The sequence below is a fragment of the Arthrobacter sp. B1I2 genome (assembly GCF_030816485.1).
GTDB lineage: Bacteria > Actinomycetota > Actinomycetes > Actinomycetales > Micrococcaceae > Arthrobacter.
In genome coordinates this window covers 296,236-322,081 of the sequence record NZ_JAUSYC010000001.1, presented here as the reverse complement: position 1 = coordinate 322,081, position 25,846 = coordinate 296,236, and the positions used below count along the sequence as shown (strand labels likewise).

Here is a 25,846-nt window from a genome sequence, read left to right as displayed (position 1 = left end):
GCTAGTCTGCGGGCTTGATGACGTAGCCCGCTCCGCGCACGGTATGGATCATCGGCGGATGGTTGGCTTCGATCTTCTTGCGCAGGTAGGAAATGTAGAGCTCCACGATGTTCGCCTGGCCCCCGAAGTCGTAGTTCCACACGTGATCCAGGATCTGGGCCTTGCTCACAACTCGCTTGGGGTTTTCCATCAGGTAGCGGAGGAGCTCAAACTGTGTTGCCGTCAGCTGGATCCCTTCGCCGGCACGGGTGACTTCGCGGGTGTCCACGTTGAGCACCAGGTCGCCCACCACCAGTTCGGCGGTGTCCATGGCGGCCACCCCGGAACGCTGCACCAGGCGGTGCAGGCGCAGCAGGACTTCCTCCATGCTGAAGGGCTTGGTGACGTAGTCGTCCCCGCCGGCAGCCAGTCCCACGATCCGGTCCTGGACGTCGTCCTTCGCCGTCAGGAAGAGCGCAGGCACCTCCGGCGCAAAGGCGCGGATCCTGCCCAGCAGCTCCACGCCGTCGAACCCGGGCAGCATGACATCCAGCACGAGGACATCGGGATGGAAGTCCTTGGCGAGCTTGACGGCAGTGGGTCCGTCCGCTGCCACAGCCACGGACCACCCCGCCATCCGCAGGCCCATGCTCATCAGCTCGGAAAGACTCGGCTCGTCATCCACCACCAGGGCACGGATCGGGGAACCGTCCGGGTGGGTGAGCTGGGGAAGGTTGTTGGTCATGGAGTGCGGGGATGCCATGGGACAACTCTCCGATCTGTCGGTTTGCCGCTGCTTTGCCCTTGCTGTGTTCCAGCTGTGAGCTCCAGCCTAGCCACCTGGGGCTGCGCCAAGTGCTGCCTGCCCATGCGCCGCCGGCCAGGTCAGTCCCGCCGAAGGAAGCGGGGATCACATGGGCCGGCCGGCTCTTCGTGAGGCACACCCAATGGCAGCCGGCAGCGCTTGGCCGCAGCAGCCGACGCACAGCCGAGCAATGGTGCCCCTGGTTTAAGGCACGTCAGGACCAGAGGTCAGCGGAAAATCAGCGGGAAGAAGAAAATCGGCTGGACAGTGGACCCCATTGTCCGGCCGATTCTATGTCAAGCGATTGAATTTCAGCGGGATTCGTTCAGAAAGCGATGGACCGAAGAATATTCTATAAACGGTCCAATAGAAGGTGCCTCTCCGGATAAGCATCGATATTCTCTGCGTCTTCCGAAATAGTGATCTGCGGCACAATTCGGCGTTTCGTCTCACAATGCGGACGGCCGGGTCCATTGTTACTTGCAAGTTCGCATTGTTACGCTGCACACTTCCAATGTGAACAAGAACTCAACAGCACCTGCAGCCGCAGAATATTGGCCCAGCACATCCGCTGCTGCCGACATGCGCTGTTGTCGAATGCACGCCTGACCTTCCCACCCGCCGAAGTTCCTAGGCATTCGTCGCCCCCAAGCCCAGCGTCGGGCGCCCCTCCCCGGTCCGCGTGACGGGGAAGCCAGCATTCGAGCCGCCAAGACGGCCATTTCACATTGAGGTAAGCAAAAATGTCAGTTGCATCCGGATACGTCCACATCTCAGTCCGTAACGCCGCCAAGGCAGGACAGCCGTCCGGCCTCCGGCCCGGTTTCGGTCCGCGTCCGTCGCTCGCTCCATCCACCTCCGGAAGCAGCTTCCCCGGCCAGGGTTTCGCCCCGCAGGGATACAACCCCAACTCTTACGGCCAGCTTCGCGCCGTGCACCCCGCAGAGTCCGCGCCTGTTACCGCCCCTACCCCTGTTGTGGCCGGGCCAAACCAGGTCCGTCCGGTAGCCAACGAGAACGTGGCCCGCGGGTTCGTCCTCTACATGGGCATTGACGAGGAGACCGCGGCGGCGGCCGGAACCTCCATCGCCAAACTCGCGCAGGAAATCCGCGCGTACGCCCAGTCACTGGTCTCCGGTGCCGAGAGCTACGCTGCGGTGGCAGTAGCCCCCGCCGGCACCCCCGGTTCCGCGCTCGACGTCGTCCGTTCCACCTTCGGCGACCCCACCGTGAACTCCCGCCAGCGCAACGAAGGCACCCGCCCTGCCCAGCCACAGGAACCGCGACCCTCCGGCGTGCTCATCGACCTCGCCCGCCGCGAAGTCCACCTCGATGGCGAATCCCTGAACCTCACCTTCAAGGAGTTCGAGCTCCTCAACTACCTCGTCGAAAACGGCACCCGCACCGTGGGCCGCGACGAGCTCCTCGAAGGCCTGTGGCGCAACGCCGAAGAAGTGCCCAACGAGCGCACCATCGACGTCCACATCCGCCGCCTCCGCTCCAAGCTGGGCCGCCTCGCCAACACCGTGCGCACCGTCCGCGGCCAGGGTTACCGGTTCTACGAGCACCCGGAGGTTGTTGTCTGGGCCGCTCCGGAGTACTCGATCTAGGTCTAACTTCCGCCCGAAAGCGACCTGCTCCGGTGGGAGCCGGTCGCTTTCGCTTTCGCGGCACGATCCCTCTGCGCCTGCGCTCGTTCCTCACGCAACAACGGCGCTTTCGGGATGTGCCGCTACGCTGCAGCGACCTCCTGACCGAAATGCCTCCTTGCGCATCCGGGCCTCTCCGTGCACTGTGCCTCCGCGGCTGGGGAGTCCTTGGCGTCACTGTGGGCACGCTTTGAGCTGTTGTTCTGTGGCTGGGCCTTGGATTCGGCCGATTCTGTTCTTCGCGGTTGCGCAAAGCGTGCCTGGCGTGACGGCCGCCGGTGGCGCTTCCTGGTGCTTTTGCTGGCGCTAGGCTTGGGCCATGAGTTCGCACCATGTTCGACGCCTTGTGATCATGCGCCACGCCAAGGCTGACTGGCCCGGCGGGGTGGCCGACCATGAGCGGCCACTGGAGGAGCGCGGACACCGGGAAGCGCCGCTGGCCGGCCGCTGGCTGCTCAAGCACAACATCGTCCCCGACTTCATCCTGTGCTCCAGCGCCCTGCGCACCCGGCAGACCTGCACCTGGGTCTGCTCCGAACTCGGCGACAAAGCCCCCACACCCAAGCTGGAAAATGGCCTTTACGCAGCCTCTGCCCTCCGGATGCTCACCGTGGTCAACCACGTGCCGGACACTGTCACCACGCTGATGCTGATCGCGCACCTGCCCGGCGTGCAGGACCTCGCGATGCACCTCGCCTCGCGGGATTCGGACCACGACGCCTACATGGACGCCGCCACCCGCTTTCCCACCAATGCGCTCACCGTCCTGGAGACGGAGAAGCCGTGGGCGGAACTCGACGGGCAGGATGCGCGGATCACGAGGTTTGCGGTTCCCCGCGCCCACTAGCTGCAATTTCGCGCAGCAGTGCCGCGGTGTGCCTGATGCCGGGGCTGGCCGTCATGGTCCTGCGATGGACAAGCCCCACCTGCCGCGCCTGGACAGGGTTGACCACCGGAACGGCAATGACATCCGGAGGCAGCGCCGGCCGTCCCAGGCGGGGTACGAGCGCAATTGCCACTCCCTGCTCCACCAACGCGATATGCGTCGCAAAATCGGGGTCGTAAACCCTGATATCCGGGACCCGCCCAAGGTCGGCGAAAATCCGCAGGAGGGCTTCATTGCAGATCGCTCCCGCCGGGGTGCTGATCCAGCGCTCGTCGACAAGTTGTGCAGGCTCAACGTCGGGCCGCTGCGCCAGCGGATGGCTGCGGTGGACCAGGACGTCCGCCACGTCCTCGCACAGCCACTCCAGTGTCAGGTGCTCCGGGATCACCAGTGGCACGGAGTTCCAGTTATGCACCAGGCCAAGGTCGGCTTCGCCGTTGGCGACCCGTGCCACGGCCTCGCGGGGATCCTCCGCCAGGACGGAAATCTCAAGCGCCGCCCCCGACTGCGCAATCCGTGCCAGCAACGGACCCACCAGCCCCCGGCAGGCAGTGGAAAACGAAACCACACGGAGGCTGCCGCTGGGCTTGGCCGGATCCGCCAGCAGCGTGGACTCCAGCTCCTCAAGCTCCGCCAGGATGCGCCGGCCGTAGGCCGCCAGGGCCAGGCCGCGCTCGGTGAGCAGAACCCCGCGGCCCCGGCGTTCCAGGACGGCGAAGCCTGTCTCCTTTTCCAGCTTCTTCACCTGTTGGGAGACGGCTGACGGGCTGAACCGCATGGCTTCCGCGGCGGCAATGACTGTGCCGTGCTGCTCAATGGCGGCGAGGGCGCGCAACGACCCAATATCAATCATGAAGCAAACCTACATGATCGAATGCTGAATCCGCCGCTGGTACTTCATTGGTTCCTCTGCCAAAGTAGGAGCGTGACCCTCCGCGATTCCCTCCTTGCCGTACTCGTGGCCTTGTTGTGGGGCCTGAACTTTGTCGCCATCGACATCGGGCTCCATGCCGGCGGCCAGGACTTTCCCCCGCTGTTGTTCGTCGCGATGCGCTTCGTCCTGGTGGTTGTCCCCTGGATCTTCTTTGTCAGGAAACCGGACGTGTCCTGGAAAGCCATCATCGGCGTCGGACTTTTCATGAGTGCGGGCCAGTTTGGCCTTCTTTACCTCGCCATGGCGCTCGGCATGCCGGCAGGTCTTGCATCGCTGGTCCTTCAGGCGCAGGTGCTGCTGACTGTCCTGCTCGCCGTAGGATTCCTGGGGGAGCGGCCCAGCGGACGCCAGCTGGCTGGTGTTGGGTTGGCCGTCGCTGGGCTCGCCCTCGTGGCGGTGGGACGAAGCGCCGTGGCGCCGCTCCTGCCGCTGGTCATTGTCCTGGCGGCGGCACTGTCGTGGGCGGCCGGAAACGTGATCGCCCGGAAGGCAAGGGCTGCCTCAGGACTGGGCTTGGTGGTCTGGTCAGGCGCCGTAGTGCCACTCCCGCTGGGAGCGTTGTCGGTGGTGGTGGACGGGCCGGATAACGTGTGGAACTCGCTGTCCAATCTTCAGGCCCCAACCATGCTCAGCGCCCTGTATACCGCCGTCTTCGCATCACTGGTGGGCTACGGAATCTGGAACCGGCTCCTGGCCAGCCACCCGTCGTCGGCCGTTGTTCCGTTCACCTTGCTGGTCCCGGTGGTGGGCATGAGCGCTGCCTGGCTGGTCCTCGCGGAGGTGCCGTCGCCAACGGAGCTGGCCGGCGGGCTGCTCCTCCTCGGCGGCGTGGCGACGGCGGTGCTCACCGGGGGAGGCAGGCGGCGTCAGCGGCGGGAGGCGGAGCCGCTGCCGGACCTGGGTGCCGCCTTGGCTGAAGATGAAGCGGACGACGGCGGCCGCTTGGCTCCCGCCGGAGAGGCGCCGGGCGGGGTGCGGGTGACGGAGGCCCGCTGAGGGGCAGCGGCTTGGTTGCCAGCGGGCCCGGCGGCAGCCCGGGGGGCAATCGGGGGACGGGGGCGTTGTGTTGCTGCCCTGCCCTGCCCGTTCGCAACTCCCCGCGCGGCCGCACGCGCTGCCTGAGGACTCCCGCGTCGTGCGGAGGAAGGCCTGTGGACCGCCGTCGTCCTTCCCCTTCCCGGCCACAAGGCACCGAGGAAGAGGATCCCGAAGGTGGCTGCCAGCGCGCAGGCGGCGCCCAGGAAATAGTTGTCGGGGTCGTCAGTGGGGAGCGGCGTGCCCAGGAAGGAGGACTGCCCGCCGAAGGCCAGCTCCCACGTGCTGAGGAACGCCAGGGAAAAGCCGAGGGCGAGTGCAGTCCCGGCGCCTGCGGCCAGCAGGGCAAACCGCCTCCGCCTGACCAGGATCTCGGCAAGCGCGGCGAGGTAGGCCAGCCCGAGGGCGCCCAGGAACGCCAGGAAGACAGGCTCGGCGAGGGTCATCGCCGTGAGCACCAGCAGTCCCGCAGCGACGACACCGCAGACGACCGCGAACTTTCCGCTCTTCCCCGTATGGCGCATATGCCCCATCATCCCCGAGGAGTACGCTCCTTGAGGACGTAGCCGCGCATGATGGCCATGATTGCAGCAACACTTTGGTCACGGGTGCGCTCCGGGTTGTACGTCTGCCGGTCAAGGCCCACCACGAAACAGGCACCGAAAATGGCCGTCTCCAGGCTTCCCCTGGACACCGAGTCGTCCACCGGGTAGGCCTTGGCCACCCTTTCCACGGCCTGGCCGATCACTTCCAGGAGCTCCCCGCGCAGGACTGCGAACGTGCCCTGCCACTCACTGGGGATCCGCCAGTTCTCGCTGACCCACAGGCGCGCGAAGGAGGGGTATTCGGCCATGAAGTCCATCGCCTGGCCGATCATCGCCTCCATGGCCAGCAACGGGTCGCCCGTGCCCGCCACATCGGCGGCCTCGAGCAGCCGTGCCTTGAGGATGTCCACGCCGTGCCGCAGCAGCTGCGCGATCAGCTCGGATTTGCTGCCGAAGTTGTAGTAGACGGTGCCCTTGGAGACCCCGGCCGCAGCGGCGATCTCGTCCACCGTGACGCCGGCCGCCCCGCGCTCGCCGATCAGCTCCATGGAGGCATCGAAGAGTTTTTGGCGGGTGGCATTGGTCCGGGCGGGCCGAAGCCCTTTGGCCGCGGCCGTGGGTTCGCTGGTCATACCGCGATCTCCGGTTTCAGCGTCTTGAGGGTCCAGTATTTGTTCTTGCGCACCGCCAGGGTAGACAGAACCGCGCCCAGCAGGGTGTAGCCCAGCAGGCCCACCAGGGTGGGGACGATCATGGACAGGTCCCCACCGTAAATCAGGTGCCGCATCCCGGTCACGACGTACCCCATGGGCAGGACCTGGTGCACCACATGCAGCGGCTGCGGGGTGGTCTGCCACGGGAACGTGCCGCCGGATGACACCAGCTGCAACACCAGCAGGATGAGCACCACCAGCTTGCCTGGCGAGCCCAGCAGCGCCACCACGCCCTGGATGAGCGCGCTGAACGCCATGGCGGCGGCCAGCATGAACAACCACATCAGGACCGGGTGCGCCGGGTTAAGGCCCAGCGCCATATCCACCACCAGGGTCAGCAGGGATGCCTGCACCGCCGAGACCAGCAGGAAGGGCAGCCAGCCGCCAAGCGCGATCTTCCACGACGGCGCGTTGGAGGCCAGCGCCCGCTGCGTGATGGGGCGCATGGCCTGGACCAGCATGAAGATCCCGATCCACATGGCCAGTGTGAGGAAGAACGGCGCCAGCCCGGCGCCGTAGGATCCGGCCTTGGCCTGCGACACATTGCTGACCGCCACGGGATCAGCCATAACCTGCGACAGGTTGCTCTTCTGGGCGTCGTCTGGATTGGGGACCTGGCCGGCGCCCTTTCCGATCTCGTCGGCGAGCGTGCGGGAGCCGGTTGCGGCCTGGCCTGCGCCGTCGGAGACCTGGGCCGCGCCGGCATCCACCTTGTGTGCTCCATCTGCAAGGCCGGCGGCGCCGTCGACGGCGGACTGCTCACCGGCTGCCAGCGCGGCGGCGCCGGTGTGCAGCTGGTCAGCCCCTGCCGAGGCCTGCCCGATGGCGTCCTTCAGTGCGGGCATCCCGGCCGCCAGCCGGGCGGCGCCGACACTGACGGCTTCGGAGCCATCGGCGAGCTGCTGGACCTGGGCCGCGTCCGTCTGGATCCGGCTCTTGGCGGCTGTTACGGGGCTGGAGGCAGCGGCGGCGTCGAAATCCGCCAGGACCTTGTCCGCCTGCTCCTGGGTCAGGACGCCCGAGGCTACGAGCCTGCTGTTGGACTCCACCACACGGGAGCGGAGCCCCTGGTCCGCTGCTTCCAGCTGGGCCGCGACGTCCTGGACCTTGGCGTTCAGCTGTGCGTTCCCGGCGGCCACCTGGGCGGCGCCGGAAGCGAGTGTCTGGGTATCTGTGGGCAGGGTGGCCGTCTTGTCCTTAAGGACTGACAGTCCGCTGCTGAGCTGCCCCGCGCCGTCGGTCAGCTGGTTGGCGCCGTCCCTCAGCTTCAGCTGGCCGGCGTACAACTGGTCCGTCCCGCTGCTCAAGGCCGAGGTCCCCTCATGGAGGGTGACCGTTCCGTCCCTGAGCGTGGCCACGCCATCGGCCAGTCGGGACGCCCCGTCCGCAGCCTGCACCATCTTGGAGTGGATGGTACCGAAGCCGGTGAGCAGCTGGTTGGCGGTTTCCTCGCCCACCTCCTTGGCGACAGTGGTGTGCACGGCCGTGGTCAGCTTGTCCACGATCGTGCTCAGGAGGTAGTTGTTCGCATCGTTGGTGGTCACGTTCAACATGGCCTGGCTGGCGGAGTCGAAGCTGCCGGGGGAGACCAGATTTGCCGAGAAGTCCTTGGGGATCTTCAGCGCGAAGGCGTACTGCCCGCTGCTGACCCCGGCATCGGCTTCCGTTGAGCTGGCCACCGGCACCCAGTGGAACACATTGCCTTCAACCAGGCTGTCCGCCACCTTCGTCCCGGCCTCCAGCCGGGTGCCGTCGGCAGTGGTGGCGCCGGTGTCCTCCACCACCAGGGCGGCGTCCAGGTTGTTGAGGTGCCCGTACGGGTCCCAGTTCGCGTAGAGGTACACCGCGCCGTAAAGCAGCGGGACCATGGTCAGCGCCAGGATGGTCAGCTTGGGCAGCAGCCCGCCGGTCATGCGCTTGAGTTCGGAGCGGGCCAGCCGCAGGACAGTCACTTGGCAACCTCGGTTTCGAGTGTGGTTTCCTGGTCTTCGGGGGCAGGTACGGCCGCCGCGGAGTGCTTGCCGGCCGGGGCATTGGGGGCGGGTTCGGGCGCGGCGTTGCCGATCACGGCAACCGGCCCGTCCCACGACGCCGGGACGGCACTGACTGCCGCAACGACGGCGAGCGGCCGCCCGGCGTCGTACGCCAACTCGCGGAGGCGCGGCAGCCAGGTGAGTTCATCGGCGCTGTGCCGGTCCGGGGAATCCACCACCAGCAGGTCCGTGCGGGGGTTGGCAAGGGCCAGCGCCGTCAGCAGTTCAAGCCGCCGCTGGGGTTCCAGCTGCTCCGTCCACAGGGCCGCGATGTCCTCGAAGCGGTTGACCTTGAGCCACGGGCCGCTGAGCAGTGCCCCCCGGTAGCGGCGCGGTATCAGGGCCAGGTCCTCGGTCACCAGGTCGCGGACACTGAGGTGCTCCTCGGGCTCGTTGACGCCGGGGGAGTCCACCAGGGACGCGGCCAGGCGGAGCTGCTTGGTCCGGGAGTTCCCGTCCCAGCTGAGCTGGCCGGCCGCCGCCTTCATCCGCCCGCTGAGCAGGAGAGGACAAGGCGGTGCGCTGGTCCTGGCGGTCGCCGGTAACGAGCAGCAGTTCGCCGAGGCCCACGGCCAGCGAGGTTGGCGGAAGCAGCGGGTCCCGGCGTCCTTTGGCTTGGAGCTGGTGTGCTGAGAGCAAAGCTTGCCTTTCACAGAAACGGTCTGTATCAAGGCTAACCGAACTGACTGGTCAGTTCAAATAAGAATCGGAGGCCATACTCCTCCAGCAGGCGGAGCCACACTTCGCTGATGGTGGGGTAGGAGGGGACCGCGTGCCAGAGCCGGTCCAGCGGCACCTCGCCCACCACGGCAATCGTGGCCGCGTGGAGCAGTTCGGCCACGTCCGGGCCGGCGAACGTTGCGCCCAGCAGCACCCTGCGGTCCTCATCAACCACCAGCTGCGCCCAGCCCTCATAGTTCTCCGAATGCAGGGAGGAGCCGGCCACCTGGATGGGCAGTTCTACGGAGGATGCGTTGTACCCGTCCTTGCTGGCCGCCTGCAGGGTGCGTCCCACGCTGGCCAGTTCGGGGTCGGTGAAGACGACGCTGGGCACGGCGTGCTGGTTGGCCGTCTGGGCATAAGGGGTCCAGTCGCCCGGGGTTCCCTTGAGCTCGCCCTTTGCCCGTGCGGCGATGGCGTCACCGGTGACGCGGGCCTCGTACTTGCCCTGGTGGGTAAAGAGGTTCTTGCCTGCCGCGTCTCCCACCGCGTAGAGCCAGGGTTCGTCGCCGGGCGTACCCTGGGCCAGGCCCGAGGGATCCGTTGACAGCGACAGGTGCCCGGACTCGTCCGGTTCGAAGCCGACGCTTTCCAGGCCCAGCCCCTCCAGTGCCGGGTGACGGCCCGTGGAAACCAGGACTTTCTCGGCCGTGACGGTGGTTCCGTCGCCCAGGCTGAGGGTGAGGGTGCCGTCGTCGTTCTCACTGACGCGCTCCGTGGCGGTATTCAGCCGGAGTTCGACGCCGTCAGCCCGCAGGCCTGCTGCAACCAGCGCCGACGCCTCCTCCGGATAGTTGCCCAGCAGCCCGCTGCGTGCCACCAGGGTGACGCTGGACCCCAGGCGGGCGAAGGCCTGGGCCAGCTCGGTCCCCGCCACGCCGCCGCCCACGACTGCAAGACGCTCCGGAACCTCACGCGCCGATGTGGCTTCACGGGTTCCCCATACCTGCACGTCCTCCAGCCCCTCAATGGGCGGGGTGTTGGGGGTTGAACCGGTGGCGAGCACTACGGCATGCCGCGCCCTCAGCAGGTGCTGCGTGCCGTCCAGGCCGGCCACCTCCACGGCCTTGGGCCCAGTCAGCCACGCGTGGCCGCGCACCAGATCGATGCCGGTGTCCTTCACCCACGAGACCTGGCTGTCATCCTGCCAGTTGGACGTGAAATAGTCCCGGCGCTCCAGGACAGCGGCGGCATCGAGGGTGCGGGTGACGGCCTCCTTGGCGCCCGGCGTCGTCTGTGCTCCATGCAGCGCAGTACCGGGCCGGAGGAGTGCCTTGGAAGGCATGCACGCCCAGTAGGAGCATTCACCGCCAACCAGTTCGGCTTCCACAAGCACAGCTGTCAGCCCGCCCTGGACCACGCGGCCAGCCACGTTTTCCCCCACGGCGCCTGCGCCGATCACAACAACATCAAATTCGCGCTCAGTGGCGTCGGGCATCATGTCCAAAGCCTAGCCGGGGATGGCTGGCCTGATGGCACAAAAAAGGTCCGCACCGGCGAACCGGTGCGGACCCTACTGGTGCGCCCAAAGGGATTCGAACCCCTGACCTTCTGTTCCGTAGACAGACGCTCTATCCAGCTGAGCTATGGGCGCATTCCGTGTCCCGGGAGAAGAACCGCTCTCCCCGAACCTCGAATTACTTTACGCGAGCAGGGCCCCTCGTGCCAAATCGAACCGGCTGTAATCTCCGCAACTAGACCGGTATAGGTGACCTTTGTCACTTAATCCGCGTTTTCGCGGCAATAATTCCCTTATTTTCCGCGGAATTCACTTTCGGTGACCGGAGATGTCAGTCAAGCGCCCCAAAAACTCCACTGGTCCGGACCATAGCATTTAGCTCACACCGATGAACCCGAGGAAGGGAACTGCAATGGGCGATCTGGCGCAGAAGCCGCTGCTTGAGAAAGCACCCACCACACATGCCGGGCTGCTGGCATGGGTCGAAGAGGTTGCTGAGCTTACGCAGCCGGACCGCATCTACTGGGTTGACGGGTCCGAAGAGGAATACACCCGTCTCACCGACGAGCTTGTTGCTGCCGGAACATTGACCCGGCTCAACCAGGACCTGTTTCCGAATTCCTTCGCAGCCTTCTCGGATCCCGCTGACGTTGCCCGGGTTGAGGAGCAGACCTTCATCTGCTCGGAAAACAGGCGTGACGCCGGCTTCACCAACAACTGGATGGCCCCGGCCGAAATGAAGGACAAGCTGCGCGGCCTGTTCGCCGGTTCGATGCGCGGCCGCACCATGTACGTTATCCCGTTCGTCATGGGCCACCTCGACGCCGAGGACCCCAAGTTCGGCGTCGAGATCACCGACAGCGCCTACGTTGTTGCCTCCATGCGCATCATGGCAAACATCGGCACCGAGGTTCTGGACAAGATCACGGCCACCAATGCCTTCTTCGTTCCGGCCCTGCACTCCCTCGGCGCCCCGCTGGCCCCGGGCCAGGAAGATGTCGCGTGGCCGTGCAACCCGGACAAGTGGATTGTCCACTTCCCCGAAGAGCGGTCCATCTGGTCCTTTGGCTCCGGTTACGGCGGCAACGCCCTCCTGGGCAAGAAGTGCTACGCCCTGCGCATTGCCTCAGTCATGGCCCGCGACGAAGGCTGGCTGGCCGAGCACATGCTCATCCTCAAGCTGACGTCGCCGGAGAAGAAGTCGTACTACATGTCCGCAGCCTTCCCTTCGGCCTGCGGCAAGACCAACCTTGCCCTGCTCGACCCCACCATTGAAGGCTGGGAAGTCGAAACCCTTGGCGATGACATCACCTGGATGCGGATCGGCAAGGAAGGCGAACTGCGCGCCACCAACCCGGAGGCCGGCCTCTTCGGCGTAGCCCCCGGCACCGGCTGGGGCACCAACCCCAATGCCATGCGCGCCATCGCCAAGGGCCACAGCATCTTCACCAACGTGGCATTGACCGACGACGGCGGTGTCTGGTGGGAGGGCATGACGGACGAGGTTCCGGCGCACCTGACCGACTGGCAGGGCAACTCCTGGACGCCGGATTCGGACAAGCCCGCAGCCCACCCGAACTCACGGTTCTGCACCCCGATCTCACAGGTGGACATGCTGGCCGAGGAGTACTACAGCCCCGAAGGCGTGGAACTCTCAGCCATTCTGTTCGGCGGCCGCCGCAAGACCACCGTTCCGCTGGTCACTGAGGCCCGCAGCTGGACCAACGGCATTTTCATGGGTTCCACCCTTTCCTCCGAAACAACGGCCGCTGCCGCCGGACAGGTAGGGGTGCTCCGCCGCGACCCGATGGCCATGCTGCCCTTCATCGGTTACGACGCCGGCGACTACCTGAAGCACTGGATCAGCGTCTCCGGAAAGGCCAACCCCGCACGCCTGCCGCGCATCTTCCTGGTGAACTGGTTCCGCCGCACCGCCGACGGCGGTTTCGCCTGGCCCGGCTTCGGTGACAACGCCCGGGTTCTCAAGTGGGCCATCGAGCGGATCGAGGGGAAGGCGGACGCCGTCGAAACCCCCATCGGCTTCGTTCCCGCCGGCCATTCACTGGACCTCACCGGTCTTGACCTTACCCATGCCCACGTCGAGGACGCTGTCCGCGTGGACCGTGAAGAGTGGGATGCCGAGCTGGCCTCCATCGAGGAATGGTACGCCCAGTTCGGGGATTCACTCCCGGATGCCCTGCGCGCCGAGCTCGGCTCCCTCAAGGAACGCATGGCCAAGCACTAGTCTTCGGTTGAACCAGCGACGGCGGCCCCGCGCCTTTTTCGAGAAGGTGCGGGGCCGCCGTCGTCCTGCAACGGAGTTTTTGGGCAGCTAACGGGACTTCCGGGCCGTCCAAGTCCTCGTATCTGCCCAAAAACTCCGGGAGAGGGGAGGATCAGCTGGCGAGCCAGATGTCCGGGCCGAAGACCTCGTAGTGGATCCGGGTGGCCGGGATGCCGGCGTTGATGGCTTCGTTGCGGATGTTCTTCATGAACGGCAGGGGGCCGCACAGGTAGAGGGAGGCGTCGGCGGGAAGGTCCACTTCGCGCAGGGACATGAAGCCTTCCCTGGCACCGTCCACCGGCTTCTCCAGCCAGAGCTGCAGTTCGGCACCGTCCAGGCGCTGCACATCGTCCGTCATCTGGCCGCGCAGGGCCCAGCTGTCCAGGGTGCTTTCCGCGTGCAGGACCAGGACCTGGCGGTCGGAGCCGGCCTCGGCGAGGGAGCGGAGGATGGAAGCGGTGGGGGTGCAGCCGATGCCCGCGGAAGCGAGAACCACCGGGCCCTCGCCCTCCTTGAGCGTGATCTCGCCGTAGGGGTTGGAGATCTCGACGACGTCGCCCACCTGGACAGTCTGGTGCAGTACGGGGGAAACCTCGCCGCCGTCGTCCAGCTTGGTGGTGAAGGTGCGGCTGGTGCCCGCGTCGCCGGAGAGGGAGTACTGCCGGACCTGGCGCAGGCCGTCCGGAAGGGCCACCTTCACGCTGATGTACTGGCCGGGCAGGGCGGGGGTCACCGGGGTGTCGTCAGCGGGCTCCAGGGTGAAGGTCATGGACCCGGTTCCTGCCGGTGCCTTGGCCGCCACCCGCCACGGCATCCACATCCTGTCATTGGCCTGGGCAGCGTAGAGGCCCTTTTCGAGCTTGATCAGGGCGTCCGCCATCAGCCAGTACACCTCGGTCCAGGCCTCGGCGATCTCGGGCGTAATCACCTCGGCCAGGTCTTCGGCGATGGCCGCGAACAGGTGCTCGTAGACCACCTGGTATTGCGGCTCGGTGATGCCCAGGGACGCGTGCCGGTGTGCGATGCGCGAAAGGACGGTTTCCGGCAGCGTGCCCGGGTTGTTCACCAGGTGGGTGGCGAAGGCTGCGATGCTCCCGGCGAGGGCCTGCTGCTGGTTGCCGGAACGCTGGTTGGAGCGGCTGAACAAACCATCCATCAGTTCAGGGTGCGCCGCGAACAGGCGGGCATAGAAGTTGGGGGTGATGGATCCGATCCTGGAGCCGACCAGCGGCAGGGTGGCCTCAATGACGGGGCGGGATTTGTCCGAGAGCATCTGAACTCCTGAGGTTGTAGCCGGGGCCTTCGTCCGGCGGGAGGAAAACTCATATTTCAAATACGAGTATTTCTGCCTCAGTTCTACACCTTGTAGAAGTTTGAAATCAAACCGGTAGCTGACGCCCGGATAGTGAGGCGTCAAAGCCCCGGGCGGAGGCCGATCATCTGGAAGACCGGTGCCATTTGCCGGGCCTGGGGGAGGTCCGCGATGACCACGGAGTCGAGTTCCGCGTAGAAGGCCTCCCGGGCTCGCGCCAAAGCACCGCGAAGTTTGCACTCATTAATGAGGGGGCAGTCGCCGGCAGGCGCCACGCAATCAGCAGGATCCGTGCGGGTATCAAGCTGCCGCAGGATCTGGCCCACGGTGGCAATGCGGCCCGCATGGCTGAGCCGGGAACCGCCGGAGCGGCCGCGAACAACATCGATCATGCCCATGCTCCGCAGCTTGGCCATGGCCTTGCTCACGTGGTTGTAAGGAGTCCCGACCGAGTCCGCGATGCTCTGCGTGGTCAGCAGCGCACCGTCCGGAACGGCAGCGAGCACCATGAGTGCCCGCAGGCTGACGTCAGCGAAGGCGTTGATCTTCATTGCTGCAGGCCCGGTCTAGTCCACCCAGATGGCGGGCTCGCTGGCGTCCGCACCCAGCTCGCCGAATTCCCACGACTGGGTGGTTGCGTTGGCGGCATACGGCAGCACGGCCGCAAAAAGGGAGCCGTCCCGGTGTTCGGCGGCCACGTGGATGGCGTCCGAATCCTCCTCCACCAGCAGGATGTCGCAGACCACGGCGGCGGCGCGGAAGTCGTCCCGGTTCTGGCGGAGGAGGGCCTGCAGGTCGTGGATCATGGCATCGGCGTCGAAGTCCCCGTCAGTGCCTTCCGCGGCATCCGCCGGAGAGACGGCAACCAGCCGCACCTCGCCGTCGTTCTGGACTGTCAGCGCGAAAGGCAGGAAGCCGCCGTTGCGCTGGAGCTGCTCCTGGGCCGCGCTGACGCCCGTGCCCAGGAGGTTCTCCAGGTCCGTAGCCGTGGCGTCAGAGACGGAATCGCGCCAGCTCTCCTGCATGCTGTTTCCGTCCGCTGCCTGCCCCGTTTGTTCAATCATCCGCTGCTAGGCCCGCACCAGGGACAGGACCCGGTCGCGGATGCGTTCCAGGGTGGCCCGGTCCGTTGCCTCGGCGTTGAGCCGCAGGAACGGTTCGGTGTTGGACGGGCGCAGGTTGAACCAGTAGCTGCCGTCATTGGCGGTGAACGTGCTGCCGTCCAGGTTGTCGATGGTGAGGTCCTCGTCCGCGAATGCCTGGCGCACCCGCTCCACCGCTGCCGGCTTGTCCTCCACCACGGAGTTGATCTCGCCGGAGCTGACATAGGGCTCGTATTCGCGGGCCAGGTCGGAGAGCGGGCCCGCCTGCTCGCCCAGGGCTGCCAGGACGTGCATGGCCGCCAGCATTCCGGTGTCCGCGTTCCAGAAGTCACGGAAGTAGAAGTGGGCGGAGTGCTCGCCGCCGAACACTGCGCCTTCCTTGGCCATGACTGCCTTGATGAAGGAGTGGCCCACGCGCGTGCGGACGGCGCGTCCGCCGTCGTGCTCCACGAGTTCGGCGACGGCGCGGGAGGTGAGCAGGTTGTGGATGATGGCGGGCTGTTCCTCGCCCTGGGCCTTGGCGCGGGCGATTTCGCGGCGTGCCACCATGCCGGTTATGGCCGACGGCGAGACGGGCTCGCCCTTCTCGTCGATGACAAAGCAGCGGTCGGCATCGCCGTCGAAGGCCAGGCCGATGTCCGCACCGTGTTCGATGACTGCGGCCTGCAGGTCGCGGAGGTTTTCCGGTTCCAGCGGGTTGGCCGGGTGGTTGGGGAACGAACCGTCCAGTTCGAAATACAGGGGAACGATGTCGAAGGGCAGCTTGGGCAGCAGCGTGTCACCCAGGACGGCCGGGGTGGTCAGGCCGGCCATGCCGTTGCCGGCATCCACCACCACCTTCAGCGGGCGGGACGCAGAGAGGTCAACGAGCTTGCGGAGGTACTCCGAGTAGTCCTTGAGCACGTCGCGGACGCTGATGAGGCCGCGGGTGCCGGCTGCGGGAATGGACCCGGAGTTCAGGTACTGCTCCGCGAGGGCCTGGATGTCTTTGAGGCCGGTTTCGGAGGAGATCGGGACGGCGCCCGCCTTCGCCATCTTGATGCCGTTGTATTCGGCGGGGTTGTGGCTGGCGGTGAAGGTTGCGCCCGCGCGGTTGAGGAACCCGCAGGCAAAGTACAGCTCATCGGTGGAGATCAGGTCCAGCAGCTCCACATTGGCGCCGCGCGCTGCGGCGCCGTTGGCGAAGGCCTTGGTGAACTCGGGGGAGGAGGGACGCATGTCCCCGCCCACCACGATGGTTTGTCCTTCGAGCTGCAGGACATCCACGAACGCGGCCCCCACGGCTTCGACGATTTCGGCGGTGATCGACTCGCCTACAATCCCACGGACGTCGTAGGCCTTGAAGGATGCCGAGAGATCAAATGTCGTTGTCTGTTCGCTAGTCACGGGCTTTATCTTACGTGGGCGGCGCGCACGGCCAAGGTGGTTTGGGGAGCGCTTCCGTAACAGGTCCGGCTTTGCGCCCGCTTTCCACATAGCAGCCGTGCGCTGTGCAGGGTGTCGGAGGGTGCTGGGATACTGAATCAATGGCCGATAACCAGTACGCTTCCACAGTTTCCGCTACCGCCGTTGCAGATAAGGCAGGTCCGGGTGCGCCGGGGGCCACCCATACCGAGGCGCTTGAGGTCCTGCAGGGGCTGGTGGGCAACCCGCAGGCGGTCTTCCATGACGGGCAGTTTGAGGCCATCGAAGCATTGGTCGACGGCGGGCGGCGGGCTTTGGTGGTCCAGCGCACCGGCTGGGGCAAGTCGGCCGTGTACTTTGTGGCGTCCCTGCTGCTGCGGCGCCGGGGTGCCGGACCCACGCTGATCGTCTCGCCGCTGCTTGCCCTGATGCGGGACCAGGTGGCCGCCGCCGCCCGGGCCGGTGTACGCGCCGTCGCCATCAACTCCGCCAACCAGCTGGAGTGGGACACCGTGCGTGAGCAGTTGGCCGGCGACGAGGTTGACGTGCTCCTGGTCTCCCCGGAGCGGCTGACCAATCCCGCCTTCCGGGAGACCCAGCTGCCCGAACTTATCCGCCGGACCGGCCTGCTCGTCATTGATGAAGCGCACTGTATTTCCGACTGGGGCCACGACTTCCGTCCCGACTACCGCCGGATCGCGGACCTCATCGCACGGCTGCCGGATTCGGTGCCGGTCCTGGCCACCACCGCCACGGCCAACTCGCGGGTGGTGCACGACATCGAAGAGCAGCTCGGCGAGGGAGTCCTGACAATCCGCGGTTCCCTGGGCCGTGACTCACTCCGGCTGGGAGTCCTGTCGCTGCCGGATTCCAAAGAGCGGCTGGGCTGGCTGCTGACCCACCTGGCCGACCTCCCCGGCAGCGGGATTATTTACACGCTTACCGTTTCCGCGGCCGAGGACACCGCCCGCCTGTTGGCCGAGGCAGGGCACAACGTGCTCGCCTACACCGGGCGGACCGATCCCGCGGACCGTGAGCGGGCCGAGCAACTGCTGAAGGACAACCAGGTCAAGGCGCTGGTTGCCACATCCGCCCTGGGGATGGGTTTCGACAAGCCCGATCTTGGCTTCGTTGTCCACCTCGGCGCGCCGTCCTCGCCCGTGGCCTACTACCAGCAGGTGGGCCGCGCCGGCCGTGGTGCTGCCAACGCCGACGTCCTGCTGCTCCCCGGCGCAGAGGACCGGGACATCTGGCAGTACTTCGCCACCGCGTCCATGCCCTCGGAGGAGAAGGCCGCGGCCGTGCTGACCGCTTTGGCCGAGGCTGGAACTGCCCTGTCAACGGTGGCGCTGGAAGCCCGGGTTGACCTGCGCCGCACGCCGCTTGAGTTGCTGCTGAAGGTGTTGTCGGTGGACGGGGCGGTGGAACGGGTCGGCGGGGGCTGGCGGTCCACCGGTCAGCCGTGGGTTTACGACGCGGAGCGCTACGGCCGGATCGCCGAGGCACGGGTGGACGAGCAGGACTCCATGGTGATCTACCAGGACACCGCCGGCTGCCGGATGGAGTACATCACCTCGGTCCTGGATGATGAGACGGCCCGTCCCTGCGGAAGGTGCGACAACTGCGCGGGCCAGTGGTTCCCCGCGGACGTGGCAGCCGATGCCACAGCAGCGGCCAGCCAGACCTTGAGCAGGGCGGGCGGCGTTCTTGAACCGCGCCTTCAGTGGCCCAGCGGCATGGACCGGCTGGGAGTGCCGGTGAAAGGGAAGCTCAAGCCGGGGGAAGGCCTTGCAGAGGGCCGTGTCCTGGCCCGGCTGACGGACCTCGGGTGGGGCGGCGCCTTGCGGGAGCTCTTTGCGGCCGGCGCGGAGGACCGGCCGGTGGATCCCGGGATGCTTCAGGCGTGCGTGCAGGTCCTGCGCGAATGGGGAACCGGCGACGGCCGGAACCCGGGATGGAGCGGGGCGGGCCGGCCGGCCGCCATTGTGGGAATGCCGTCCCGGAGCAAACCGCAGCTGGTGGGCTCGCTGGCCAGGGGGATCTCCGAGATCGGGCGGATCCCCTACCTCGGCGAGCTGCAGCTGGCACACGGCGGCCCCACCGGGGGCCGCGGCGGCAACAGCGCCTACCGGCTGGCGGGGGTCTGGGACCGGCTGGTGGTGGGACCGGAGCTCGAAGCCGCGCTGCAGTCCGCCCAAGGCCAGACAGTCATGCTGATCGACGACCTGGCGGACAGCCGGTGGACCCTTACCGTCGCGGGGCGCGCCCTTCGGCAGGCCGGGGCGGGAGCGGTGCTTCCCCTGGTTCTGGCCCAGGCCGGCTGACGGCAGCCCCGGCATGCCGGGGGAGCAGGATACTGTCCGCTGTGCTGGCCAGCATCAGGACGGCCATCGCCACAAACGCGCCTCGGAAGGGCCCGGCCTGGTCTTGCGGTACGAGGGCCAGCCCGTCAAAGGTCCGGATCAGCAGGGCTGCGATGGCGATTCCCGAGCCGGTGCCCAGCTGCACCAGGGTGGCGGACACTGTGTTGGCGGAGGTCAGCTGCGACGGCGGGATGTCCGCGTACTGGACTGAGGCGTAGGCCGAAAAACCGATGGAGCGGAAAGCGCCGCTGCACACCAGCAGTGCGAACATCAACGCTTCAGGGGTCTCCGGCGTCAGGAACGCACAGAGCGCGAAGGTAACGGCGGATGCCAGTGAGGCGAACACCAGCATTGCCTTGAAGCCGAACTTCCTGATCAGCGGGGTGGTGGCCGGCTTGATGCCGATGTTCCCGACGAACACCGCCGCCACCATGGCACCGGCCTGCAACGGTGACCAGCCGAACCCCGTTTGGAACATCAGCGGCAGCAGGAATGGGACCGAACTGATGGTGACCCGGTACACGAACCCGCCGGTGGCCATGGCCCGGAACGTCCGGGTGTGGAAGACCTGCAGGTTGAACAGCGGATGGGGAGTCCGGCGCATCCAGAGCACCGCACCGGTAAGTGCGGCCACTCCGGCCGCGGCGCTGATTCCGGCCCAGGGCAGCTCCGGGTGGCTGCTTGCCAGTTCCAGGCCCGCCACCAGTGCGCCCACGCCCACCGTGGTCAGGACCATCCCGGGCCAGTCCAGCCGCCGGCCGGGATCTCCGGGGGCCCGCGGAACCAGGCGCAGGGCGGCGATGAACGCAGCGGCGCCAAGGGGGATGTTCACCAGGAAGATCCAGTGCCAGGAAAGGTACGTGGTGAGCGCCCCGCCCACCAGCGGTGCGAGCACCGGTGCCAGGAGCCCGGGCCATACCAGGAATGCGGTGGCGCGCAGCAATTCGGATTTCGGCGTTCCGCGCAGGACCACCAGGGTTCCCACCGGGACCATCATGGCGCCGCCAACGCCCTGGGCGATGCGGCTCAGCGTCAGCGTGGCCAGGTCCGGGCTGAGCGCGCAGGCCAGGGAAGCGAGGGTGAAGACGGCGACGGCCGTGCAGAAGATCCGCCTGGCGCCAAACCGTTCCGCCAGCCAGCCGCTGATGGGAATACCGACGGCTACGGTCAGCAGGTACGCGGTCATGGTGATGTTGACGTCGACGGCGGGAACGGCCAAGTCCGCCGAAATGCTGGGAATGGCGGTGGTGAGCACCGTGCCGTCCAGGAATTCCATGAAGAACGTTGCCGCCACTAACAGTGCCAGGCGCGGATTCCATGCCGTCCCGGTGCCGTCGGGTTGATGCGAGTTGCTTGGTGCCGCCATGCGCTAATCCTGCCACCGACCCGGAACGGCCGCCTTCTGCGTCCGTTGGGCGGACAGCGCATTCCAACGTCTCGTCTCCACAGCGGGCAAGAAGAGTCACCGGCAGCCCGGAAACGCAAAAGGCCCCGGTCCAGGGACCGGGGCCAAACGCGGAGACGGGGGGATTTGAACCCCCGGTCGAGTTTAACCCCGACCCTTCATTAGCAGTGAAGTCCATTCGGCCGCTCTGGCACGTCTCCAATTGCTATTCCTAGCCCACCAAGGATACGCAGATCCGGCCATGCAGTGCAAAACGGTCCCGGGCTCAGCCCCGAGCATGCCGGCGGCAGCCCGGGCACCCCTACGGGAAAAGCTGCGCCGGGCGGACCATGCGGATCTCCGGCAGGTCTTCCCAGTCAGGCAGGATGTCCTCGATGCCATCGGGTTCAAAGCCGAAGCGGCGGTAGAAACCAATGGCCCGGCTGTTTCCCGCGGCCACCCACAGGCTCGCCGCATTGGTGCCAAGGGCTGCCACGAGCAGCCGGCGGCCCAGGCCAAGGCCCTGATGCGACGCCAGCAGGTACAACCCCCACAGCTCCAGGTCTCCGGACGACGGCGGCGGATGCCCTTCAGGGGAACCGGGAGCGGGCAGCAAACGCGCGCCGCCGAATCCGACCACCGTCCCGCCGTCGCACGCCACCCACACTTCGGCAGGTTCCTGGCGGTCCAGCAGGTGGCGCCACAGCCGGAGCCGGTCCGCCGGATCCACCGCAGCGAGGAAAGCATCGGACAGCATGCCCCGGTATGTCTCCTGCCAGCACTGGACATGGACCCGGGCCAGCCGCTCAATGTCCCCGGCAGTGGCCCGCCGGACCACAAGCCCCCGGTCCATGGCGCTCAGCCTGCCAGCGCCTTCCACAGGAAGTGCTGGCTGCGGGCCTGCAGGGCGGCGGCCTGCCGGTTATCGGAGGCGCCGGCGTGGCCGCCCTCCAGTGCTTCGTGGAACCATACGTTGGGGATGCCCATGGCCAGCATCCGGGCTGCCATCTTCCGCGCCTGAACGGGTCCCACACGGTCATCGGAGGTTGCCGTCCAGATGAAGGTCTCCGGGTACTCCACGGCGTCCTTGAGCAGGTGGTAGGGCGAGAAGGTCCTGATGTACTCCCACTGTTCGGGAACGTCGGGGTCCCCGTATTCGGCAATCCACGAATGGCCAGCGGAGAGCTTGGTGTAGCGGCGCATGTCCAGCAGGGGCACCCCGCAGGAGACGGCCCCGAACAGTTCGGGATACCGGGTGAGCATGTTCCCCACCAGGAGGCCGCCGTTGGAGCCGCCCACGCAGCCCAGCCGCCGCGGCGAGGTGACGCCGCGCGAGATGAGGTCGCGGGCCACGGCCGCGAAGTCCTCGTAGGCGCGGTGCCGGTTCTCCTTCAGCGCGGCCCGGTGCCATGCGGGCCCGTACTCCCCGCCGCCGCGGATATTCGCCACCACGTACACTCCGCCGCGGGAGTGGGGGGCCTTCCCGTCGCTTCCGTCCGACAGTGTGGTCCGCCGCTCCAGCCATGACCGGCCCACCGTGCCGCTGTAGGCCGGTGTCCGTGAAACCTCAAACCCGCCGTAGCCGGACAGTTGCGTGGGGTTCTGCCCGTCCAAAACCAGCCCCCGCGGGGCTACCTGGAAGTACGGGACCCGGGTCCCGTCGTCGGACACGGCGAAGTGCTGCTCCACTTGGTAGTCGCTGTCGGCAAAGAACGACGGCGAGGTCTTGATGGTCGCGTGCCGGCTCACCACGCCGGACGTCCCGGCGTCGTTCTTTTCCAGGCTGTCCCCGTTCAGCCCGTCCCCGTTCAGCCCGTCCCCGTTCAGCCCGTCCCCGTTCAGCCCGGCCCCCTCCGGCAGGGCCTCTTTCAACCCGTCCCGTTCCAGCGTGCCCCGCATCAGGGTGGTGGGGGTGGTGAAACCGGTGGCGATGAGCCAGAAGTCGTCGCCTGCGCCGCCGTCAGCCGGCCCGTCGTCCTCGTCGTCCACCGCATAGGCATTCACGTCATGCAGCGGCGGGCAGGCGTCAAGGGCAGTGGCCGCCCAGCCGCCGGCCGCGCTGCCGGTGGGCCGGGACGGGTCAAGCACCCGGATTTCCGAGGAAACGTCCCTGAGCAGGTTGAGGAGCAGGAAGTTGCGGGTCCAGCTCCACGACTGCAGCGACGTGTGGTCATCGGGAGTGAACAGCACGGTGGGTTGCCGGGTTCCGGCGAGGTAGTCCTCGAAGTTGGCGGCGAGCAGGGAGCCGGACGGGTAGGTGGTGCCGCCCAGGACCCAGTCCTGTTGCGGGCGGAACAGCAGCCATTCCCGGTGAGCGCTGACGTTCACGTCGGTGGGCACATCGATCGCCGTCCAGTCACCGTCGCGCAGCACGAAGTTGGTCCGGTTGAAGAAGTCGATGTAGTCCACGGCGAAGGTCCGTTCAAAGCCGGGCGTGGAATCATGCGCCACGACGGCCATCATGTGGCCTTCCGGCACCTCGAACAGGCGCGGGGCGGCGGCCAGGGAATTGCCGCGCGTGAGGGTCACCGCCGTGCGCGCATAAGAAGACGCGGTCTTGGGCAGGCCGTCCGCGGTGGAGGCAACCAGCAGCGTATCGGCATCCAGCCACGACACGTTGCCCTTCGCCGTCGGCAGGTCGAACCCGCCGCGGGCGGGATCAACAAAGCCGCGTGCCTCGACGTCGAACTCACGGTAGCGGTTCGCGTCGCCGCCGTCGGGGGAGAGGGCAAGCAGTGCAAGCCGGTAGGGCTCGCCCGCCGCGGGCCGCAGGAAGGTGGCGCCGTGGAACACCCACTCTTGTCCTTCGGTCCGGGACAGCTCGTCAACGTCCAGCAGGACATCCCATTCGGGGGAATCGGTGAGGTAGCTCTCCCAGGTGGTGCGCCGCCAGAGGCCCTTGGGGTTCTGCTGGTCCTTCCAGAAGTTGTAGTACCAGTCGCCGCGCTTGCCCACCATGGCGATCCGGTCCGTGGAATCCAGGACTTCCAGGATCCGGGTCTCCAGTTCGGCGTAGCCGGCGTCCTCCAACAGGTCCTCGGTACGGGAGTTTTGCTCCTTCACCCAGGCCAGCTGTTCCGCGCCGTAGATGTCCTCCAGCCACACATTCTCATCGACGGGCACCGGTGCAGTTTCCCGGGATGCGGTGCCGGAGTTGTCCTGGCCGGGGCCGGGAACGGACGCTTGATCAGCTGCTGTGGTGGTCATGCGCCCCATCCAAACAACATCCCCCAGGAGTGGCAAGTCAAGCGTCCAGCGCAGACTCCGCTTTCAGCCCGTACGCTGGATGCCGTGGAATTATCGCAGAGCAACCGGGCCGTCATCATCGGCGGCGGCCCCCGTGGCACCAGCGTGCTGGAGCGGCTGCTCGCCCACACCGCCGCAGCAGGGGACTCCGTGCGGCTGCACATCGACGTCGTGGACCCCTACCCGGCAGGCCCGGGGCATGTCTGGCAGCCCAGGCAGTCCCGGCTGTTCCTCATGAACACCCAGTCCTTCTATCCCACGCTGATTCCCGAGGACCCGTCGCTGCCGGCACCGGTCGCCGGCACCACCTTCGATCAATGGCGGATGCGGCAGCAGCAGGACCCGCTGCCGGCCCTCACTGACGACGAACGGGCGGAAATAGCGGTACTGGGCTCGAATGACTTCCCCAGCCGTGCACTGTACGGCCGCTACCTTCGCTGCACCCTGGAGGAATTACTGGCCAACGCTCCCGGCGGCGTCACGGTTGACTTCCACGAAACGTCCGCCCTGTCGGTGCGTCCCGCGGGGGACGGAAGGTTCGACGTCGGCCTGGCCACCGGTGCCACGATCCGTGCCAACGCAGCAGTGCTGGCCCTGGGGCACATCCCGTCCCGGCTGAATCCGGAACAGCGCGGGCTGCAGGCCGCAGCCGGGCAGCTGGGCCTGCAGTACTTTCCCCCTGCGGCTCCCGCGGACGTGGACTGGGCCCGGATCCCCGCGGGCGAACCGGTCCTGGTCCGCGGGATGGGCCTGAACTTCTTTGACACGATGGGACAGCTCACCGAAGGCCGCGGCGGGAAGTTCGTGTCCACGGGCAGCCGGCTCGAGTACGAACCATCCGGCCAGGAACCGCTGATTATTGCGGCCTCCCGGCGCGGGACCCCCTACCGTGCGAAAGCAGCCCTCAACGGCTACTACGCCTCGTCCATCACGCTCCGCTACCTCACCGGGGCGGCCCTGGAGCGGCTGGCGAAGGCCGGTATCCGCCCCTCGTTCGACCACGATCTGTGGCCACTGCTGCACCGCGACGCCCTGTGGGCCTACTACTCAACGCTGGTGCGCTCGCAGCCAGGCGCAGTACCCGACGCGGAGGTGTTCCTCGCAGCGTTGGAGGAAGCCCTGCAGCCGCACGCGCACAGTGCCGCGAACTGGGAAGACAGTGTGGAGAGCGTCCTGGCCATCCATGTGGGTCCCCGGCACCGACTGGATCTGCCCGGGCTGGCCGCTCCGCTGGCCGGCCGGACGTTCGCCTCCCGTGCCGAGCACGACGCCGCGGTGGTGGAATTCCTGCTGGATGATGCGCGCCGCTCGGCGCTGGGCGAGGACGATCCGGTCAAGATGGCCATCGGCGCGCTGCACCACGGGCGGGCCGTCCTGAAAACGGCAGTGGCCGACGGCGGCATCACCGATGAGTCATGGGTCGCCGGGCTGCGTGGCTGGTTTGAGTCGTTCGTGGAGGGCCTGGCCAGCGGGCCGCCGGCACTGCGTGCCGAACAGCTCGCCGCATTGGCGAGGGCCGGGGTGGTCAGCTTTGTTGGGCCGGACCCCAAGTTCGGTGTGGACCGGAAATCCGCGATGTTCACGGCTTCCTCGCCCTGGGTTGCGGGTCCGCCGGTGAGGGCACGGACCATGGTGGAGGCCCTTGCGCCGGGAAACCGGGTATCGGCCAACGATTCACCGGTGCTGGAGCAGTTGCTGTCCGACGGGCTGGTGCGGCCCCGGCTCATGATGACCGCAGAGGGCGCTCCCGTCGAGTCCACGGGTTTGGATGTGGAGCCCCACCCGTACCGCCCGGTTGCCGCCAACGGGTCCGTGACGGAAGGCCTGTACGTGCTGGGGTTGCAGTTGTCATCGGCCCAGTGGGGCACCGCGATCGCCGCCGAGGCCCTTCAGCCCGGCGGTCCCGTCTACCGCAGCGGCCAGCGCACCCTCCGTGATGCTGACGAGATCGCGGCCGCCATCCTCAGCAGGGCTTAACTGCCGATGCGCCAT

Annotated in this window: 18 protein-coding genes, 2 tRNA genes and 1 pseudogene; 6 read left to right on the top strand and 15 right to left on the bottom strand. The window is 67.1% G+C overall.

Annotated elements, in window-relative coordinates:
• Position 1 precedes the first annotated feature (1 nt).
• On the bottom strand, positions 2-742 hold the full coding sequence (locus QFZ57_RS01410; RefSeq protein ID WP_306628705.1) for a response regulator transcription factor: 741 nt from the start codon (positions 740-742) through the stop codon (positions 2-4).
• A 785-nt stretch (positions 743-1,527) separates the two neighbouring features.
• Between QFZ57_RS01410 and QFZ57_RS01405 the strand changes: the two genes are divergently transcribed.
• Positions 1,528-2,394, top strand: coding sequence for a winged helix-turn-helix domain-containing protein (locus tag QFZ57_RS01405; RefSeq protein WP_306628704.1), 867 nt, complete (start codon positions 1,528-1,530; stop codon positions 2,392-2,394).
• Positions 2,395-2,752: 358 nt separating this feature from the next.
• Positions 2,753-3,280 carry a SixA phosphatase family protein gene (locus QFZ57_RS01400; RefSeq protein ID WP_306628703.1) on the top strand — a complete coding sequence of 176 codons (528 nt, stop codon included), beginning with the start codon at positions 2,753-2,755 and terminating at the stop codon, positions 3,278-3,280.
• Here QFZ57_RS01400 and QFZ57_RS01395 read toward each other — a convergent pair.
• Positions 3,249-4,172, bottom strand: a complete 924-nt coding sequence (locus tag QFZ57_RS01395) for a LysR family transcriptional regulator (RefSeq protein ID WP_306897408.1) — start codon at positions 4,170-4,172, stop codon at positions 3,249-3,251. The genes QFZ57_RS01400 and QFZ57_RS01395 overlap by 32 nt on opposite strands.
• 72 nt (positions 4,173-4,244) lie before the next feature.
• Here QFZ57_RS01395 and QFZ57_RS01390 point away from each other — a divergent pair, with 72 nt between their 5' ends.
• Entirely contained in the window at positions 4,245-5,249 is a 1,005-nt protein-coding gene (locus QFZ57_RS01390) for an EamA family transporter (RefSeq protein ID WP_306897406.1), read from the top strand.
• 571 nt (positions 5,250-5,820) lie between these two features.
• Here QFZ57_RS01390 and QFZ57_RS01385 read toward each other — a convergent pair.
• The 5 genes and pseudogenes from QFZ57_RS01385 to QFZ57_RS01365 form a co-directional block, all read right to left on the bottom strand.
• Entirely contained in the window at positions 5,821-6,465 is a 645-nt protein-coding gene (locus tag QFZ57_RS01385; RefSeq protein ID WP_306897404.1) for a TetR/AcrR family transcriptional regulator, read from the bottom strand.
• Entirely contained in the window at positions 6,462-8,498 is a 2,037-nt protein-coding gene (locus QFZ57_RS01380; RefSeq protein ID WP_306897402.1) for a YhgE/Pip domain-containing protein, read from the bottom strand. The genes QFZ57_RS01385 and QFZ57_RS01380 overlap by 4 nt, the downstream gene beginning before the upstream one ends.
• Positions 8,495-9,218 (bottom strand): annotated as a pseudogene (locus QFZ57_RS01375) (ABC transporter ATP-binding protein). Before QFZ57_RS01375 ends, QFZ57_RS01380 begins: the two are co-directional and overlap by 4 nt.
• Positions 9,219-9,252: 34 nt before the next feature.
• Positions 9,253-10,740, bottom strand: a complete 1,488-nt coding sequence (locus tag QFZ57_RS01370; protein WP_306897400.1) for a dihydrolipoyl dehydrogenase family protein — start codon at positions 10,738-10,740, stop codon at positions 9,253-9,255.
• Positions 10,741-10,816: 76 nt separating this feature from the next.
• Positions 10,817-10,893 (bottom strand) — tRNA-Arg (locus QFZ57_RS01365).
• 277 nt (positions 10,894-11,170) lie between these two features.
• On the opposite strand from QFZ57_RS01365, the gene QFZ57_RS01360 reads away from it, so the two are divergent.
• A complete protein-coding gene (locus QFZ57_RS01360; RefSeq protein ID WP_306628696.1) occupies positions 11,171-13,003 on the top strand; it encodes a phosphoenolpyruvate carboxykinase (GTP) in 1,833 nt (610 codons plus the stop codon).
• A gap of 151 nt (positions 13,004-13,154) precedes the next feature.
• On the opposite strand, the gene QFZ57_RS01355 is transcribed toward QFZ57_RS01360, so the two are convergent.
• The 4 genes from QFZ57_RS01355 to QFZ57_RS01340 form a co-directional block, all read right to left on the bottom strand.
• Positions 13,155-14,315, bottom strand: a complete 1,161-nt coding sequence (locus QFZ57_RS01355; RefSeq protein WP_306897398.1) for a globin domain-containing protein — start codon at positions 14,313-14,315, stop codon at positions 13,155-13,157.
• 140 nt (positions 14,316-14,455) lie between these two features.
• Positions 14,456-14,905, bottom strand: coding sequence for an RrF2 family transcriptional regulator (locus QFZ57_RS01350; protein WP_306897397.1), 450 nt, complete (start codon positions 14,903-14,905; stop codon positions 14,456-14,458).
• A 15-nt stretch (positions 14,906-14,920) separates the two neighbouring features.
• Positions 14,921-15,418 (bottom strand): hypothetical protein, encoded by a 498-nt coding sequence (locus tag QFZ57_RS01345; protein ID WP_373461163.1) that lies wholly within the window; start codon positions 15,416-15,418, stop codon positions 14,921-14,923.
• 6 nt (positions 15,419-15,424) lie between these two features.
• Positions 15,425-16,843, bottom strand: coding sequence for a phosphomannomutase/phosphoglucomutase (locus tag QFZ57_RS01340; RefSeq protein ID WP_306628692.1), 1,419 nt, complete (start codon positions 16,841-16,843; stop codon positions 15,425-15,427).
• A gap of 140 nt (positions 16,844-16,983) precedes the next feature.
• Between QFZ57_RS01340 and QFZ57_RS01335 the strand changes: the two genes are divergently transcribed.
• On the top strand, positions 16,984-19,185 hold the full coding sequence (locus QFZ57_RS01335) for a RecQ family ATP-dependent DNA helicase (RefSeq protein ID WP_306897394.1): 2,202 nt from the start codon (positions 16,984-16,986) through the stop codon (positions 19,183-19,185).
• Here QFZ57_RS01335 and QFZ57_RS01330 read toward each other — a convergent pair.
• The 4 genes from QFZ57_RS01330 to QFZ57_RS01315 form a co-directional block, all read right to left on the bottom strand.
• A complete protein-coding gene (locus tag QFZ57_RS01330) occupies positions 19,109-20,590 on the bottom strand; it encodes an MFS transporter (RefSeq protein ID WP_306897392.1) in 1,482 nt (493 codons plus the stop codon). The two genes, QFZ57_RS01335 and QFZ57_RS01330, sit on opposite strands and share 77 nt — an antisense overlap.
• 150 nt (positions 20,591-20,740) lie before the next feature.
• A tRNA-Ser gene (locus tag QFZ57_RS01325) sits at positions 20,741-20,829 on the bottom strand.
• A gap of 101 nt (positions 20,830-20,930) precedes the next feature.
• Positions 20,931-21,461 (bottom strand): GNAT family N-acetyltransferase, encoded by a 531-nt coding sequence (locus QFZ57_RS01320; protein ID WP_306897388.1) that lies wholly within the window; start codon positions 21,459-21,461, stop codon positions 20,931-20,933.
• 5 nt (positions 21,462-21,466) lie between these two features.
• Positions 21,467-23,815 carry a prolyl oligopeptidase family serine peptidase gene (locus QFZ57_RS01315; RefSeq protein ID WP_306897387.1) on the bottom strand — a complete coding sequence of 783 codons (2,349 nt, stop codon included), beginning with the start codon at positions 23,813-23,815 and terminating at the stop codon, positions 21,467-21,469.
• An 84-nt stretch (positions 23,816-23,899) separates the two neighbouring features.
• Between QFZ57_RS01315 and QFZ57_RS01310 the strand changes: the two genes are divergently transcribed.
• The gene (locus QFZ57_RS01310; protein WP_306897385.1) at positions 23,900-25,831 is read left to right on the top strand and encodes an FAD/NAD(P)-binding protein; all 1,932 of its coding nucleotides are present in this window, start codon (positions 23,900-23,902) and stop codon (positions 25,829-25,831) included.
• Positions 25,832-25,846: the final 15 nt, after the last annotated feature.

Coding starts and splice junctions, on each gene's coding strand:
- QFZ57_RS01410 (WP_306628705.1), bottom strand. CDS start 742: ATGGCATCCCCGCACTCCATGACCAACAACCTTCCCCAGCTCACCCAC.
- QFZ57_RS01405 (WP_306628704.1), top strand. CDS start 1,528: ATGTCAGTTGCATCCGGATACGTCCACATCTCAGTCCGTAACGCCGCC.
- QFZ57_RS01400 (WP_306628703.1), top strand. CDS start 2,753: ATGAGTTCGCACCATGTTCGACGCCTTGTGATCATGCGCCACGCCAAG.
- QFZ57_RS01395 (WP_306897408.1), bottom strand. CDS start 4,172: ATGATTGATATTGGGTCGTTGCGCGCCCTCGCCGCCATTGAGCAGCAC.
- QFZ57_RS01385 (WP_306897404.1), bottom strand. CDS start 6,465: ATGACCAGCGAACCCACGGCCGCGGCCAAAGGGCTTCGGCCCGCCCGG.
- QFZ57_RS01370 (WP_306897400.1), bottom strand. CDS start 10,740: ATGATGCCCGACGCCACTGAGCGCGAATTTGATGTTGTTGTGATCGGC.
- QFZ57_RS01360 (WP_306628696.1), top strand. CDS start 11,171: ATGGGCGATCTGGCGCAGAAGCCGCTGCTTGAGAAAGCACCCACCACA.
- QFZ57_RS01355 (WP_306897398.1), bottom strand. CDS start 14,315: ATGCTCTCGGACAAATCCCGCCCCGTCATTGAGGCCACCCTGCCGCTG.
- QFZ57_RS01350 (WP_306897397.1), bottom strand. CDS start 14,905: ATGAAGATCAACGCCTTCGCTGACGTCAGCCTGCGGGCACTCATGGTG.
- QFZ57_RS01345 (WP_373461163.1), bottom strand. CDS start 15,418: ATGATTGAACAAACGGGGCAGGCAGCGGACGGAAACAGCATGCAGGAG.
- QFZ57_RS01335 (WP_306897394.1), top strand. CDS start 16,984: ATGGCCGATAACCAGTACGCTTCCACAGTTTCCGCTACCGCCGTTGCA.
- QFZ57_RS01330 (WP_306897392.1), bottom strand. CDS start 20,590: ATGGCGGCACCAAGCAACTCGCATCAACCCGACGGCACCGGGACGGCA.
- QFZ57_RS01320 (WP_306897388.1), bottom strand. CDS start 21,461: ATGGACCGGGGGCTTGTGGTCCGGCGGGCCACTGCCGGGGACATTGAG.
- QFZ57_RS01315 (WP_306897387.1), bottom strand. CDS start 23,815: ATGACCACCACAGCAGCTGATCAAGCGTCCGTTCCCGGCCCCGGCCAG.